At 44.3% G+C, this 15,194-nt stretch carries 21 protein-coding genes; 6 read left to right on the forward strand and 15 right to left on the reverse strand.

Going from position 1 to position 15,194, the window contains the following annotated elements:
* The first annotated feature begins 70 nt into the window (after positions 1-70).
* Positions 71-1,603, forward strand: coding sequence for a phosphoethanolamine--lipid A transferase (locus Q0218_RS09545; RefSeq protein WP_297969049.1), 1,533 nt, complete (start codon positions 71-73; stop codon positions 1,601-1,603).
* A 188-nt stretch (positions 1,604-1,791) separates the two neighbouring features.
* On the opposite strand, the gene Q0218_RS09550 is transcribed toward Q0218_RS09545, so the two are convergent.
* Both Q0218_RS09550 and Q0218_RS09555 read right to left on the reverse strand, forming a co-directional pair.
* Positions 1,792-2,199 (reverse strand): pyridoxamine 5'-phosphate oxidase family protein, encoded by a 408-nt coding sequence (locus Q0218_RS09550; protein WP_297969051.1) that lies wholly within the window; start codon positions 2,197-2,199, stop codon positions 1,792-1,794.
* Between the two features lie 10 nt (positions 2,200-2,209).
* Complete coding sequence (locus Q0218_RS09555) at positions 2,210-2,587, reverse strand: hypothetical protein (protein WP_297969053.1); 378 nt, start codon at positions 2,585-2,587, stop codon at positions 2,210-2,212.
* Positions 2,588-2,674: 87 nt separating this feature from the next.
* On the opposite strand from Q0218_RS09555, the gene Q0218_RS09560 reads away from it, so the two are divergent.
* The 5 genes from Q0218_RS09560 to Q0218_RS09580 all read left to right on the forward strand — a co-directional run bounded on the left by Q0218_RS09560 (position 2,675) and on the right by Q0218_RS09580 (position 5,973).
* Positions 2,675-3,190, forward strand: a complete 516-nt coding sequence (locus tag Q0218_RS09560; protein ID WP_297969055.1) for an ATP/GTP-binding protein — start codon at positions 2,675-2,677, stop codon at positions 3,188-3,190.
* Positions 3,191-3,244: 54 nt separating this feature from the next.
* Positions 3,245-3,940, forward strand: coding sequence for a dUTP diphosphatase (locus Q0218_RS09565; RefSeq protein ID WP_297969057.1), 696 nt, complete (start codon positions 3,245-3,247; stop codon positions 3,938-3,940).
* 452 nt (positions 3,941-4,392) lie between these two features.
* Positions 4,393-5,127: an EI24 domain-containing protein gene (locus tag Q0218_RS09570; RefSeq protein WP_297969059.1), complete on the forward strand. Its 735-nt coding sequence runs from the start codon at positions 4,393-4,395 to the stop codon at positions 5,125-5,127.
* Positions 5,128-5,189: 62 nt separating this feature from the next.
* Positions 5,190-5,378: a hypothetical protein gene (locus Q0218_RS09575; RefSeq protein WP_297969061.1), complete on the forward strand. Its 189-nt coding sequence runs from the start codon at positions 5,190-5,192 to the stop codon at positions 5,376-5,378.
* Positions 5,379-5,730: 352 nt separating this feature from the next.
* Positions 5,731-5,973, forward strand: coding sequence for a hypothetical protein (locus Q0218_RS09580; RefSeq protein WP_297969063.1), 243 nt, complete (start codon positions 5,731-5,733; stop codon positions 5,971-5,973).
* Positions 5,974-6,114: 141 nt separating this feature from the next.
* Here the strand turns inward: Q0218_RS09580 and Q0218_RS09585 are convergent, their stop codons facing one another.
* The 13 genes from Q0218_RS09585 to rplO form a co-directional block, all read right to left on the reverse strand.
* A complete protein-coding gene (locus Q0218_RS09585; protein ID WP_297969065.1) occupies positions 6,115-6,645 on the reverse strand; it encodes a DUF2393 family protein in 531 nt (176 codons plus the stop codon).
* A complete protein-coding gene (locus Q0218_RS09590) occupies positions 6,645-7,172 on the reverse strand; it encodes a DUF2393 family protein (protein ID WP_297969067.1) in 528 nt (175 codons plus the stop codon). The genes Q0218_RS09585 and Q0218_RS09590 overlap by 1 nt, the downstream gene beginning before the upstream one ends.
* 78 nt (positions 7,173-7,250) lie before the next feature.
* Positions 7,251-8,234 carry a phosphoribosyl-AMP cyclohydrolase gene (gene hisI / locus Q0218_RS09595; RefSeq protein WP_297969069.1) on the reverse strand — a complete coding sequence of 328 codons (984 nt, stop codon included), beginning with the start codon at positions 8,232-8,234 and terminating at the stop codon, positions 7,251-7,253.
* A 1,098-nt stretch (positions 8,235-9,332) separates the two neighbouring features.
* Positions 9,333-9,689, reverse strand: coding sequence for a 50S ribosomal protein L17 (gene rplQ / locus Q0218_RS09600; protein WP_002943070.1), 357 nt, complete (start codon positions 9,687-9,689; stop codon positions 9,333-9,335).
* 11 nt (positions 9,690-9,700) lie between these two features.
* The gene (locus Q0218_RS09605) at positions 9,701-10,714 is read right to left on the reverse strand and encodes a DNA-directed RNA polymerase subunit alpha (RefSeq protein WP_297969071.1); all 1,014 of its coding nucleotides are present in this window, start codon (positions 10,712-10,714) and stop codon (positions 9,701-9,703) included.
* Positions 10,715-10,728: 14 nt separating this feature from the next.
* On the reverse strand, positions 10,729-11,355 hold the full coding sequence (gene rpsD, locus Q0218_RS09610) for a 30S ribosomal protein S4 (protein ID WP_002943554.1): 627 nt from the start codon (positions 11,353-11,355) through the stop codon (positions 10,729-10,731).
* A 22-nt stretch (positions 11,356-11,377) separates the two neighbouring features.
* Entirely contained in the window at positions 11,378-11,770 is a 393-nt protein-coding gene (gene rpsK / locus Q0218_RS09615; RefSeq protein WP_002943522.1) for a 30S ribosomal protein S11, read from the reverse strand.
* 9 nt (positions 11,771-11,779) lie between these two features.
* Positions 11,780-12,148, reverse strand: coding sequence for a 30S ribosomal protein S13 (rpsM, locus tag Q0218_RS09620; protein ID WP_002943382.1), 369 nt, complete (start codon positions 12,146-12,148; stop codon positions 11,780-11,782).
* 3 nt (positions 12,149-12,151) lie between these two features.
* Positions 12,152-12,265 (reverse strand): 50S ribosomal protein L36, encoded by a 114-nt coding sequence (gene rpmJ, locus Q0218_RS09625; RefSeq protein ID WP_002947091.1) that lies wholly within the window; start codon positions 12,263-12,265, stop codon positions 12,152-12,154.
* A 156-nt stretch (positions 12,266-12,421) separates the two neighbouring features.
* Positions 12,422-12,640 (reverse strand): translation initiation factor IF-1, encoded by a 219-nt coding sequence (gene infA, locus Q0218_RS09630; protein WP_002943098.1) that lies wholly within the window; start codon positions 12,638-12,640, stop codon positions 12,422-12,424.
* Between the two features lie 125 nt (positions 12,641-12,765).
* The gene (map, locus tag Q0218_RS09635; RefSeq protein WP_297969074.1) at positions 12,766-13,524 is read right to left on the reverse strand and encodes a type I methionyl aminopeptidase; all 759 of its coding nucleotides are present in this window, start codon (positions 13,522-13,524) and stop codon (positions 12,766-12,768) included.
* Positions 13,524-14,792, reverse strand: coding sequence for a preprotein translocase subunit SecY (gene secY / locus Q0218_RS09640; protein ID WP_297969077.1), 1,269 nt, complete (start codon positions 14,790-14,792; stop codon positions 13,524-13,526). Before secY ends, map begins: the two co-directional genes overlap by 1 nt.
* Complete coding sequence (gene rplO, locus Q0218_RS09645; RefSeq protein ID WP_297969079.1) at positions 14,792-15,193, reverse strand: 50S ribosomal protein L15; 402 nt, start codon at positions 15,191-15,193, stop codon at positions 14,792-14,794. The genes secY and rplO overlap by 1 nt, the downstream gene beginning before the upstream one ends.
* Position 15,194: the final 1 nt, after the last annotated feature.

Raw genomic sequence — 15,194 nt, forward strand, 5'->3', positions numbered from 1 at the left:
GCGCTGAATGACTAAAGCTTTAAGCTTTTTTTGGATAAAGTTTCACTCTTATTATCAGTTTAGGAAAACTATGAAGCTACATATTTCTTGGTTTAAATTTACGCTTTTAAACGCCGTTTTTATCGCCGCGCTAAATTTCGGGCTGTTTAATTTTATTTATTCAAGGCTTAGCTTTGAAGCTCATCCGCTGACGGCCGCAAGCCTGCCGGTTATATATTTTTCGCTGCTTTGCGCGCTGTTTTCGCTCGTTTTTTTACCCTATCTAGCTAAGCCGGTTAGCATCGCTGCGATTGCCATTACGTGCGCTAGTAGCTACTTCATGCAAAGCTACGGTATCATAATCGATAGCGAAATGATAAGAAACGTCGCGCAAACGGACGCGGGAGAGGTATTAAGCTTTTTAAATCCAAAACTCGTTTGCTATATGCTATTTTTGGGCGTTTTGCCCTGCCTTTTGGTTGCGTTTACGAGGATAGAGTACGGCGGTGCAAGGCGGCATATAAAGATCAAATTTTTAACATTTGCAGGCTTTTTTGCGCTCGCGGCGGGGCTATTTTTTTCGCAAACTAAGTCCATAATCCCGTTTTTTCGCGAAAATAGCTTCATCAGAGCCTACAACCTGCCGTTTTATCCGATTTACGCGACGCAAAAATATATAAAACTCGAGTTTTTTAAGCCCGAATTTAAGCAAATCGGTCTAGACGCTACGATGAAACCAAGCGACGAACGACGGCTAATGGTGCTAATCGTCGGCGAAACGGCTCGCGCGAAAAACTACTCGCTCGGCGGATATGCCAAAAACGACACGAATTTTTACACGAAAAATGAGCCGAATTTAGTCTATTTTAGCGACGCTCGCTCGTGCGGAACAGCTACGGCGGTCTCGCTGCCGTGCCTGTTCTCAAAGTCCACGAGAAAAGAATACAGTAGCAAAGAATTTAGCGAAAACGCGCTTGATATCCTAAGACGCGTGGGCGTCAAGGTCGTGTGGCTAGGCAACAACTCGGGCAAGTGCAAGGGCGTTTGCGACCGCTTGGACGCCGGCGACGTCGAGTATTTTGACGCGGGATATGATACGAATATGCTGCCCTCCCTAAAAAAACGTCTCGAAAATCTCGCGCAAAACGAGATCATCGTCCTACACCTGCAAGGCTCGCACGGCCCGGCCTACTACGCGCGCTATCCGAGCGAATTTCGCAAATTTACCCCGACTTGCGACACGAGCGAGCTTAGCTCCTGCGATAGCGATAGCATCGTAAACACCTACGACAACACGCTGCTTTTTACGGATTTTTTTATTGACGAGGTGATAAAGGCGGTCAAGGCCGCAGGCGGCGATAAAAGCGCGGTTTGGTACTTCTCAGATCACGGCGAGAGCCTGGGCGAAAACGGCATCTACCTGCACGGCATGCCCTACGCCATCGCTCCCGAGACGCAAAAACACATCCCTATGATGGCGTATACGAACGATGAAGCGACGCTAGCTCGTCTGCGCGCGCAAAAAGACGAAGCCGTCTCGCACGATAATGTTTTTAGCTCGTTGCTGGGGTTTTTTGGGGTAGAGACAAGAGAATATGATAAAAAACTAGACATCTTTAATTAAGCAATTTTGGCGGCTTGTCTTTTTGCCATATACTTCGTTGGATCTCGCTGCGGGCTGCAGTCACGTATTTGAGATGATTTTTGGGGTTGTGCAGATAAAATTTAGCGTAGGCTAGACATGTAGTCTGCCGAGCTAAATTTTATCAAGCTCCGCAAAAAGCACTCAAAAGACGAGCCGCTAAAATAAAATCAATCTCTTTGCCAGACTATTTTCCTCCCAAACCCCAGCGCATTATGCGTAAATTTAACCCAGCCTAGGCTCAAAGCATAAAGGCTCGGGTTCATCGCCAAAGCGTAAGGAAAGCGCGCGAAGTAGATTTTCCTCTGCTGTGCGGTCGCGGGGGCAGCTAGAGCGCGAAACTGCACGCCTTCTATCTTGCCCACCACCTTCGTATCAAGCGCTACCGTGCCGGCTACGCAGGGCTCTGCTAAAAACGCCTTCACGTGAGCGCTCTCCTCGCTGCCAGCTACGATAAAAGCCAAATTTCCCTCGTCAAAGGCGTAAAAGCAACTTGCGCAGTATGGCTTGCCCTCGTCTAAAACCGCAAGGCTAAGCAGGTGCATCTTGCGGATAAATTTTAAAATTTTCTCATCCATTTTATCCGCCTTAAGCGCTAAAAATTTGAGCCAAATTTGCCGACAGCCGGCTAAAATTTAGCGCCAAAAAGCAAGCTAAAATCAGCCAGAAAACAAAGATAAAAAGCTCGGTTCTAACAAATTTAGCTCCCGCTTTTTCGCGTTTAAACAAAGCCACCCCAAGCCCCGCCGCAAAGCCGCCGATAAAGCTAAAATAGTGCACCGCCGCAGGCTTAACGAAGCTTGGCAGTTTGCCTGCAAAAAATAGCGAAAATATGGTAAGTGAGATCAAATTTGCCAGTAAAAAGTAAAACGCGACGACGGGAATTTGCGGGAAAAATCCGTGCAAAACAAAGCTCAAAACGGTCGCGCTAATGAGCAAAAATACGCGCGCGGCAAAACAGCACATTTTCATCCTTTTTTTGCGTGATTTTAGCGCAAGGGGTATTAAGAAAAAAGAAATTTAGCCGATATAAAGCCAAAAGGACGGCAAATCATGAAACTACAAAACTACCAAAGCGCGAGCCTAAACAGCTTTGATTTTAGCTTTAAAACCAGCAGCGGCGACGAGATAAATCTAAAAATGTACGACAATAAAACCGTAGACTACGCTAGCGCCAAAACAGCCGGTACATCAGCATCTGCGCTCACTCTCACGCACGAGTACGGCTATAGCTTTTCGTATAAAGGCGACGGTCTGGACGCTCGCGATAAAGAGGAGCTGGCAGCCGCTCTAGAAAAGATAGCGCCTAGCATCGATAAATTTATGAAAAACGTCAAAGATGGCGAGGATCCTATATTTTCGCGTGTGACGAATCTCGCAAACTCCCTTCGCAAAGAGCTTCCCGAGGTAAAAGATGCAAATCATAAAAATTTTATCGCGGACGGCACGCTAAAGCTTTTTGATAGACTGATGGAGCAAAACAAGGCCGATAATAGGCTACTGCAAAACTCCAAAAAACTCTTTGACGAGCTCATTTCTCAGCTGGATAGCTTTAAATTTTACGTTTAGTTCGCGGTTTAAAATTTTCGCTATAATTCATAAATTTTAAAAATAGGAAAATTTATGAATGCGAATGAAAAAATCACCCAAATGCTAAATCTCCAGCAGAGCCTAAACGACGATACTAACGGCATCGGCTGGGAAAACGGCGTCAACAAAAACGGCAAACTCATCAGCTGGAAACGCTGCATATATATGGAGTGCGCCGAGCTCATAGATAGCTTTGCCTGGAAACACTGGAAAAGCATAAACGCGCCGACGAATGAAGACAATCTGCGCGTCGAGGTCGTGGATATCTGGCACTTTTTGATGAGTTTGATGCTCGAGCAGTATAAGCTAAATAACCTCGGCGATATCGCAAAGCTCTCAAGCGACATCTGCGCTAGTAGCGGCTTTGAGGCGTTTTGCCGCGAGCCGTTTAACGTCGCTGACGAAAACATCTACGAGATCATAAACGACGTCGAAATGCTCATAAATAAGTGCTCGGGCTTTGAGTATTCGCTCTTTGACCTGCTTAAAATTTACTTCTCGATGAGCCTAAAATGCGGCGTAAATCTCGGCTCGCTTTACGAGTGCTACGTCGGCAAAAACGTCCTAAATCGCTTCCGCCAAGACCACGGCTACAAAGAGGGCGCGTATAAAAAGGTATGGAACGGCAAGGAAGATAACGCCGTGATGAACGAGATTTTAGCCCGCGGGCTAAAAAGCGTGGACGAGATCTACGCCGCGCTAGAGGCTGAGTACAAGGCGGTTAAATAAAATTTGCGGCACGGCTCGCTAAATTTGGCAAATTTAGCCAAAAGCTTAGCCGCGAAGTTTTTGCAATTTAGCTTGTCACTCGGCGAGGCTAAATTTAGCAGTTTAAGCGGCAATTGCGGGCGGGCGGTTAAATTTGAGCGTGGTTTAGCCGTGCTAGCTAAAATGCCGCCGTTTAGTCGGCAAAATTTACGCCGCTAGCAAACTCTCGCGCCGATAGCCCAAACGAGTAAAAAGCGGGTCAAATTTGAGTAAATTTAGCTAAATTTGAAGCTGGATTTAAATAGGTCAAATTTAGCCGCAAAATCTATGCTTGCGTTAAATTTGCGCGCTGCTAAAAGCATTTGCCGTGCCGCTTTTGCTGGCAAAAAATGCGCGTCAAATTTAGAAAAAACGTCGCGCCCAAACGCCCTTTCGCCGCATGACGGCTATAATTTTAAACAAATGGAGATTCATTGTTCGCTGATATTTTACGCCTTTCGATAAAGGACCTTTTCACGCCCAAATTTATCGCGCTCTCTATCCTGCCGCTCGTTTTTTCCGCGCTTGTTATCGCGGCGATTGCGATGCTGGGCGGCCGCGAGCTGTACGAGGCGCTAAACGCGGCCATACTCGGCGAGTCAGGCGCTCTGGCCGAGTATCCGATGGCGGCTAAAATCCTTAGCCTAGGCATCGCAAAATGGCTTATCGGCGCGATATTTTACGCGGTCGGCGCATATCTGGTCGTGATGCTCTCAATTTTTTGTGCGCTCGCGGTTGCGGGCTTTCTAACTCCTACGATCGCCCGCGAGATAAACCGCAGACACTACCGCGTGGACGAGGCGCAGCTAGCAAACGTCAGCCTAGCTAGCCAAGCGGCTCTTATGGGTCAAGTTTTGCTCAAATTTTTTCTGATCGCGCTTATTTGCGTGCCGATTTTAGCCGTACCCGCACTAAATTTCCTCGCCCTGCACCCAGCGTTTTTTTATCTTTATTATTCGCTGCTTTTCATCGACGTCGCGCCAAACGCACTCTCGCGGTACAAATTTGAGCTTTATTTGCTTGATTACGGCGGATACAAATTTAAAGCCGCCGCATTGTGCTTTTATCTGCTTTGTTTGGTGCCTATTTTCGGGCTTTTCTTGCAGGTTTTTTTCATTATTTACTTTTCGCATTTTTTCTTTTTACGCGAGACTTCGCGCTTGACGTAAATCATTTCAAATCAGCGAAAAACTAAATAAAATAAGCCCAAATTTTTAAAAAAGGAAAACAAATGAGAACTGAAAATATCGTAGTTTGCAACGTCTGCGGACAAAAAAGTACGGAAAACGAAAACGCCGTATTTATCCGCGCCCATAAAAACGGCGAAGAGGTCGATATCTGCACAGCATGCATCCCTAGCGTCATCCACGGCTCAGGCCTAGTCGTTCGCAGCAACGACGAGGTCAAAGAAGACCTATAAATTTAAGCCCGCTCGGGCTTAAATTCGACTGTTTTTCTAAGTATTCGCCTTTTAGAGTTTCGTAAAAGGAAATTTTAACCAAGCATAACCCCAAGGCAATAAAAAATATAAGACCAAAATTTAACTCATAAAAAGAGAAAATGAGTAAATTAATGCGGTCGCTAAAGTTCAAGGCCTTGGCCTTAACTTTCATTCGGAAGCAACGCGCCCGAAGTCGCCCGGCAAGAGCTTTCTAATCTTTTCCCACAAGCTAGACAGCGCTGATGAAATGGCGGCATGGACAAAGCTATACGAGGACGTATCCCCGCCCCGGCTAATGCGCCCATAGGCTCTGTGGTGTTCAATCAAAAAAATGTCAAGCGTGCTAGCGGACATAGGCAGCTTTAAACTAATAAGCCAAAGCGAGTTCTCTAATCACGGCAACCCTAAATTTAACGGCACAAATAAATCCAAAAAGCGGCGCTATATCCACCGCGATAAAGATCGTAATGCCGCAACTTATAGAAAGCAAAACGAAAACTACGACGATAACGGCGCGCAAAGGTCTTTGTTTTTTAAGGGAGCGCTACTAAGCTATGTTTTAAGGATAATTTGAAAAAGATGTTAAATTAGAAATGAGCGTACAAAGCGGGATAAAGCTAGACAAGGTATAGACGCACAAAGATAAGCCGCAAAAAACAAATGGTTACGCCGACTACCCGGCAAGCCGCAAATTTATCTTGCTCGCAGCTCGCGCTTACCTACACTCTAAATTCGTTATCGTTTGGGTATTTGTAAAATGTGGCGGATAGGGCATAGAAAGGCTAAAATTTCGCATTTGTCCAGGCGCGATGTTTTTAGCGACGCTAGCCGTGATCTCAGCGACGTTCGTGCGCTCATCATGCGAAAACAGCGACCATCCGCTAGGCTTAAAAACCGCGCCGGCGATCGTATCTTTGCTGACCGGATTATTGACAACCTTAACGGTGAGGTCGCAGTTTGCGATGCTAAATTCGCCCGTATTTTTCAGCGCCCCCTTAAACACGACGGTCTCGTTTCTAAGCACCCTATGAGCGGCAAACTCGGTTAGAGCGGCTTTTTTTGTGTATTTATCCACGACCAACATAAAAAAATACCCCATTACCAATGTCGCGGCGATATTTATCAAAAGATAAATTTTAAACAGTTTTGGGTCTTTTTCTCCGCGCGAAAGGAGCATAAAAAGTACCGATAGCAGCGCCAAAGCCGCTAGCGCGATAAAATGAAAGACGTTAAAATATCCTTGCATCAAAAACACTCCGAACTTGCCGTGACGTTGTAGTCATTTACGCGAAAATCGTTTACGACGTGCGTGATCTCGCGCGTGGCATTTACGTCCAGCACGTCCTTTAGCACGATACTTTCCTTTAAAAACGGCTTTAGTTCATTGGCATAGCGGCGCAAGATATTGTCCGAGTTTTTATAAAAAACAAGTCCGATCTCGCAGTAGTTAAAGGGCTTTTTTGAAAGATTTTTAAGGCGCATATCCACAAGAAGCGTATTTGAGTACTCAAGCTGCTTGGTAGAGACTATCTCCAGCTCTCGCGCCCTCAAATTTTGATCTAAAAATTTAGGCATAAAATGCGCCCCGTACCCAAGCGCCGCGATACTAACGACCGTGAGCGCAAAACCGGCGAAATAAGACTTTGAGGCGATATAAATGCAAAGCGCAAGAACCGCCAAAAAGGTCAAAAACATCCAGATATAGCCCGCAAAATCCGCCCAACTAAGGTGCGTTATGTAGAAATTTAAGCCTTGTTTTAGTTCGTTTATCATCTTGCCTCTTCATCTCGTTGCTTTACTGCGAGCTAAATTTAAAATCCGCCTGCATAAAGCGTGCCAAATTTAGCCGCGCTAATCTTTGCGCGAGTTTTTCTCCTCGATACCGCTAAGCCCAAACCTGCGCGCAAGCTCGGCTTTAACGCGCTCTGGGTGTATGCCGTACGCGGCAAGAGCTATGAGTGAGTGAAAGCACAAATCCGCCGCCTCGTAAACTACTCCGTCCAGGGCTTTTTTAAGCTCGTCTTTTTCGCCTTGCTCTTTTGCGCTCTGCGTTAAAATTTGCGAATTTAAATCTTGCTCGTCGCGGCTTAAAATTTGCTGCGCTTTTTTGAGACTTGAGCTTTCGCTCGCATGTTTTTCGGTTAAATTTTCAAATCTTCTCGCCGCGCTCGCGTCTTTGCACGCCATGATTAGCTCGCCGGCCTCCTCGCCGACTTTTTTTAAGACGGCATTTTCGCCCTTTTTAAACAGGCTCGCCACATATGAAGTCTGCGGATCGGCGTTTAGTTTGCGCTCCAAGATCACGTGATAGATCTCGTCTATGATGCCGTAGGCGGGCTTTTTAGCTTGCGCCGTAAAGGCGGCTAAATTTTGCCCGTGCTCTAAATTTGGCCCGCTTTCGTTCACTAAATTTAACTCGCCAGTCAAAATCCGTCTGCCTGTGCCCGTCAAATTTTGCTCGCTCTCGCCGCCTAAATTCGCGTCCGCGATTTTCCTAAAAAAGCAAGATTTCGCCCCTGTGTGGCATGCCGCGCCGCCTTTTTGCTCGACTTTGATTAGCAGCGTATCGTTGTCGCAGTCAAGATAGGCGTCCTCGATCTTTTGGATGTTGCCGCTTTGTTCGCCCTTTTTCCAGATGCGGTTTTTCGTGCGCGAAAAATAGTGCGCAAAGCCCGTTTCTAGGCTCAAATTTAGCGCCTCTTCGTCCATATAAGCAAGCATCAAAACCTCGCCGCTTGCGACCTCTTGAACGACGACGGGCAAAAGTCCGCCCGTTTTTTCCCAGTCTATTTTCATTTTCCCTCGATTGCGGCGATCTTTATGCGCTTTATGCATCCGCTCGCTTTTGATTTATTTTCGTACGATCTCATGCGTAAATTTTATCTTTAGCGGCTTAAAATTTACTTTGTTTGCAGCTTATTTTGACGCCCTGCTACAAACTATTCTTTTAATCAAAATTTTAAAAATCCCCGCCGATAAAATTCAAATCCTAAAAAGTACGTGAAAAAAGTAAATTTAGCGGCGAGATTTCCGGTTCCGCCTAGGTGCTTTACTTTGAGACTAACGAAAGCTACTTTTACTTCGCTTCACTCGTAGCTGCGTCTTAAAAAGCCACAAGCGTAGCGAAGAGAGCAGAATGGATCTAGGCAAGCAAGAGTCTTGCGCTCGCGCTCTTTTTGAAAAAAGATAGAGGAGCGGCAAATAAAGCACCAGCATTCGGTCTAAAAATAGATTATCTATTTAAATATATCTTCTAAAGCGTAACGACCGCAGGAAAGCCAAAAAAAGAAAATTTATTGCTTCATTTAATGGAATGCGCTCTGCTTGCAGCTACGAGCGAAGCGAAGTAAAGTTTAGATATAATACTAAAACTACATAGGAAAACTTATATTTAAAGCTACTACAATTGATAAAAGGTCTTATAAGTAGTAAGATGAAATTTGTAGTTAAAAATCTACTTAAGATTAATTAGCCTGAATTTAATTAAAAAATGGCCAAATGGCTCGCTATAATACGATTTTATCTCAACTTGTCAAAATATGAGTCCATAGGATACGGCTACAACGAAAGATAAATACTGCCTTGTTTGTAGGGATAATTTTTTACAATTTTCCCTAAAATTTTTCAACAAAAATTTGAAAGGGCTTATATGCCTATTTCTAAATTTATTATAGTCTTTGTCATCCTGCAGGAACAATAGTTGTCATTGTAGCTTGAGCTTCCTTTATTTGGATTAAATTCGTAGTTAACCTTAATGCGATAATAAGACGGTACTATCACATGCTTAAAAATAAAGGCAAATGCTTCAAAAAATTAATAAAAGATTTCAAAGAAGTAAAGAATAAACCTAAAGATTTAATCTCTTTGAAAAGTAGTTCATGTATAATTATATCTTGAATAAGGCAGAAAAAGAGAGCCGAAGCCCTCTAAAAGTTATTCTTTGATTAGCTCGATATAAGCCATCTCGGCAGCATCGCCTCGGCGAACGCGAGTCTTAACGATGCGCGTATATCCGCCGTTTTTGCCTACGAATTTCGGAGCAAGTTCAGTTACTAGCTTGTTCGTAGTTTCTTTATCCTGCAAGCTAGCGAAAACCGCTCTGTGAGCATTGCTGTCGCCTTTTCTTGCCCTTGTGATTAGCTTTTCGATATAGCTTCTTAACTCTTTTGCCTTAGGCAAGGTCGTCTCTATCTTTTCGCTTTTGATGATAGCGATAGCTAAGTTTTTAAGTAGAGCCGAGCGGTGAGCCGACGTCCTACCTAGTTTTCTGTATCCGTGACCGTGTCTCATTTATGTTCCTTTTACTCTTTTGCACTCATTTGTGATTTTAGGTCGGCGATCTTTTTCTTGAGTTGCTCTTTGCCGCCGCCTAGGTCGCCGCCGACCGGATATCCGATCTCTTGCATAACGGCTTTAATCTCTTCGAGAGATTTTTTACCTAAATTTTTAAGCTCTTTTAGCTCGTTTTCGTCCATCAAAGCAAGCTCGCCGATAAATCTAATTTCAGCTTTATCAAGGCAATTAGAACTTCTAGCGCTCAAATTGAGCTCTTCTATGCTTTGAAGTAACTTTGCGTGCTCGCTGCCAGAAGTTTGAGCATTTAGACCTGCCGAAACATCGATGTTTAAAACACCTTTAAACACTGACATCTGCTGATACATCGCCTCGATCGCGTGTTTGAACGCCTCGATCGCACCCACTTGCCCGTCCGTCGTAACCGTAAAAATAATCTTTTCATAGTCGGGATTGTCCTCTACTAGGACGTTTTCTAGCTCGTAAACTGCTTTTTTAACAGGCGTAAAGAACGCGTCAAGGGCTATATAACCCTCTTCGGTATTGTCTCTTATCTCTTCACTCGGGACGTATCCGATACCTTTTTGGATGATTACGGAAAATTTAAGCTCCGCGTCCTCGTTTATGGTTGCAAGATAGGCGTCCGGATTTACGATATCTACGACATCGCTTTTTAGATCGCCGGCTTTTATCTCCTTTGGACCTTTAAACGAATACTCAACCACCTCGCGCTCAGACTCGTTTTTTAGCTTAAAGCGGATGTTTTTTAAATTTATAATAAACTGCGCTACGTCCTCTAGCATGCCTCTCATCGAATCAAATTCGTGAGATACGCCCTCTATCTTGACGCTCGTAGCCGCAAATCCAACCGTACTGCTATATAAAAGTCGTCTTAGCGGATGAGCCAAAGTGACCGCATAACCCGTTTCAAACGGATACGCGGTTATTCTGGCGACATTCTCGCTTATACTCTCTACTGAAATTTCGGTAGGCATATAAGCTGATGTGGTAATTTTTCTCATCGTTATACCCCTTATTATTTCGAATAAAGCTCTACTATGAATCTTTCCTCGACAGGAATGACGACTTCTTCCCTTTCCGGAGTTCTTGTGAAAATTCCGAATTTTTTATCTTTTTCGACGTCGACCCAAGCTACGATGCCGGTTTGCGCCGTAAGATCGATCGCGCGAACGATTTGCGGATTGTTTTTAGACTTCTCGATAACTTCTACTTTAGCGCCCGCTTGAACTCTATAAGAAGGAATATCTACTCTCTTGCCGTTTACTAAAATATGTCCGTGAGTAACTAGCTGACGAGCGAAGCGGCGAGTCGTCGCAAAGCCCATTCTGTAAACTACGTTATCTAATCTTTGTTCTAAAAGCTGTACCAAAAGCGCACCGGTATTTCCCTCGCGGCGAGCGGCCTCTTGGAATAAGCGGCGGAATTGCTTCTCGCTAATGCCGTACATAAATTTGGCTTTTTGTTTTTCGCGAAGCTGCAAGCCGTATTCGCTTATCTTGCTTCTTCTTTGTCCGTGTTGTCCCGGAGCATAAGGTCTTTTATCTAGCGCGCTTTTACCTGCCAAGCGACGCTCGCCCTTTAGCGCCAAACTAACGCCGAGTCTTCTTTCTAATTTTTCAACGGGTCCTCTATATCTAGCCATAATAATTCTCCTAAATTTCTAATTATACGCGGCGGCGTTTCGGCGGTCTGCAACCGTTATGCGGAAGCGGGGTTATATCTTTTAAAAACGTTACTTTTATACCCTCTACCGCACCTACGCTCTTGACTGCGGTCTCTCTACCGCTGCCAGGACCTTGCACTTTTATGCCTACTTCTTTTATGCCGTGCTCTTTTGCTTTAGCTAGAGCGTCTTCTACTGCTTGTTGAGCTGCGTAAGGAGTTGATTTTTTACTTCCTTTAAAGCCTAGTCCGCCGGCACTGCTCCAAGCGATAGCATTTCCCATCTCATCGGTAACCGTTACCATAGTGTTGTTAAAAGTCGCGCTTATATAAACGATACCTTTAGCGATACTTTTTCTTACAATTTTCTTTTTAACTACTTTTCTTTTTGCCATCGCTTATCCTTATTTAGTCGCAGCGCCGACTGTTTTGCGCTTGCCTTTTCTAGTTCTAGCGTTTGTTTTAGTCTTTTGACCGCGCACCGGAAGACCTTTTCTGTGTCTTAGACCGCGGTAGCTTCCTAAGTCCATAAGAGCCTTGATGTCCATAGCGACGCTTTTTCTAAGGTCGCCTTCCACCACGTGGTTCTCTTGGATCTCTTTGCGGATAGCCGCAGCTTCGTCTTCGGTTAGATCGTTTACTCTTTTATCGTAAGAAATTTTGGTAGCATCCAAAATTTGACGAGATTTATGAAGACCGATACCGTAAATATAGGTCAAGCCGTATTCGATTCTCTTTTTCTTTGGTAAATCCACACCTGCGATACGTGCCATGCTTTATCCTTGTCTTTGTTTATGTTTTGGATTTTCGCAGATTATGCGAACTACGCCTTGGCGCTTGACAATTTTGCACTTGTCACACATCTTCTTTACAGAAGGACGAACTTTCATTCTAGTCTCCTAAAAATTTATTCCACTTTTAGGCTGCATCAGGTTTAACGAAATTTTAAACCAACTATTTTCAAAACAAGTGGTGGGCTTTGAAAACAATTCTTCATACAGCAATTTGTCGCAAAGGGCTGAGTATAGCCAAATTTAGCTTTTAATTTACTTATGTCGGTAAATTATCCTACCCTTATCCAGACTGTAAGGCGTTAGTTCCACCTTTACGCGGTCTCCAGGCATTATTTTTATATAATGCATCCTCATCTTGCCCGCAATATGACACAAAATCACGTGTTTGTTGTCGAGCTCGACCTTAAACGTCGCGTTTGGCAGCGCCTCGATGACGTTGCCGTCGATCTCTATGACGTCGTCTTTTGCCACTTAACTCCTTTTTGTTAAATTTACTTTCGCCGCTCGGCGGAAGTTTGAAATTAAAATTTCAACTCACCACAAATTAAAATTTTAAAATTTACAAGTCGCGCGAACGATTTGTAAATTTTAAAATTTTACGCTAGACTTAAAATCTCCGCACGTCCGCCTACGACCGCCATACAATGCTCGTAGTGGCTGGTTCTTAGCCCGTCTTTGCTAGTTACTTTCCATTTGTCGTGACCGATCACGGGAGTGCCGTCTTTTTGGCAGATCATCGGCTCCACGCAAAATACCATTCCATTTTTGATTTTCGGTCCCGATTTTGGGCTGCCGCCCTCTAAATAATTTAAAATTTGCGGATCTTCGTGCGGGCGCCTGCCGATGCCGTGACCGCAAAATCCCGTTAGCGGAACGAATCCGCGAGCTCTTATAAATTTCTCGATTTCAAAACTAAGCTCTTTAAAGTGCATTCCCGCTTTTACAGTATCTATCGCAAAATATAACGCATCTTTAGCGCAAGCGATTAGTTTTTCGTCCTCGCGCGAAATTTGACCTACGCCCCAGGTCCTAGCCGAGTCGCCGAAATATCCGTTCAAATTTGAGCCGATATCAACGCTTACGATGTCGCCTTCTTGCAGTTTGTATTCGTTCGGGATGCCGTGGATGACTACTTCGTTTACGCTGATACAAGCGGCGTTTGGAAAGCCGTAAAGCCCCTTAAATGCCGGCTTTGCACCTGCGGACCTTATCATATCCTCGCAAATTTTATCTATTTCGAGCAGTGAGATGCCGGGCTTGATCACACTTTCTACGTAGTCGAGGGTTTGAGCGACGATTTTATTCGCCGCTCGCATCTTCTCTATGTCGTTTGGCTGCATGATGGTTATAGCCATTACAAGCCTACCGCACTTAGAGTTTGATATTTATTCATATAAATTTGAGCTTCTATCCTTCGCATCGTATCAAGCGCGACAGAGACTACGATCAGTACCGATGTGCCGCCGAAATAAAACGGAACGCCCATAAATTTAACGAGCACCCAAGGCAGAGTCGAGATAAGTCCGAGATAGATCGCGCCGCCAAACGTTAGCCTTGATGCGACTTCATTTAAAAAGCCGGCCGTACCTTCGCCAGGTCTAATACCCGGGATAAAGCCGCCCTGTCTTTTTAAATTTTCGCTGATATCTTTTGCGTTAAACGCGATCGAAGCGTAAAAATAAGCAAAAAATACGACCAGTAAAAACGTCAAAAAGTTGAAAAAGTAGCCGCTAGGATTTAAAAAATCGGTTATTTTTTGAATAGTCGGATTGGTGCTGGCTTGTAAAATAGTGCTTGGAAACATCAAAATCGCGCTGGCGAAAATCGGAGGAATAACGCCGCTTAAATTTACCTTGATAGGGATATAGTTCATGATGCGTTTATTTTGATTTTCCATCACGACCTTACGCGAATAGCTCACCGGCACGCGCCTCTCACCCATTTCAACGTATATTACTACTCCAACTGTTACTAGAACAATAAGCACCAAACCTATAACTACAAAAAAATTAATTTCGTTTGTATTAAATGATGTTACTGTGTTACCTATCGCCCTTGGAATTGAACTTACAATGCCTGCAAAAATTATAAGACTGATACCGTTACCGATACCGCGCTGGGTAATTTGCTCGCCTATCCACATCAAAAGCATGGTTCCGGTTAGCATTGATGCGGCGGCTATGGCAATAAAGAGATTTTTATCGATAATAACTGCAGCATCGCCGTTTTTACCAATCATGTGATCGCTTTGAAGCCCCATACTTACACCGATGGCTTGAACAATCGTGATAATGATAGTAGCGTAGCGGATGATCTGCATATATTTTTGCATGCCGTCGCGATCTTTTTTCATCTTACCCAAATTTGGGAAGGTAGCCGCTAAAAGCTCCATAATGATAGATGCCGTAATGTATGGCATAATGCCTAGAGAGATGATGCTAAGACGTTCGGCGGCATTACCGCTAAACATATTAAACATACCCAAAGCGTTGTTTGAATTCGCATCAAAAAAATCTTTAATAACGCTAGCGTTTACGCCAGGAACCGGCACGTATGCCAGTATCCTGTAAGCAAATAAAAATGCCAACGTGATTAAAATCTTGTTGGTCAATGTCTTATTCATTACGCACGTCCGCTAACGGTTACGTTCTCGTCTTTGATTTTCGAAGCCAAATCTTTCGCGCTCACTCCGATCAATTTGATTTTCTTGACGCTGCTTGAAATTTTGTGTACGGTGGCGATAGTAGCGATAGTGATCTCGCTTAGCTCTTTTATCGCAACGATTTTTTCTACGTTGATTACGTAAGGTTTTTCAAATTTAGAAGTGAAGCCTACTTTTGGAAGGCGTCTTTGAAGCGGTTGCTGACCGCCCTCAAAGCCTCTTTTCTCGTTGTAGCCTTTTCTAGCTCTTTGACCCTTGTGTCCTTTGCCTGCGGTTTTACCTTGACCGCTACCTTGGCCGCGACCTAGTCTTTTGGTTTGTCTAGTCGAGCCCTCGGCAGGTTTTAAATTTTCTAGTCCCATA

Source organism: uncultured Campylobacter sp. (assembly GCF_938039245.1).
Classification (GTDB): Bacteria; Campylobacterota; Campylobacteria; order Campylobacterales; family Campylobacteraceae; genus Campylobacter_A.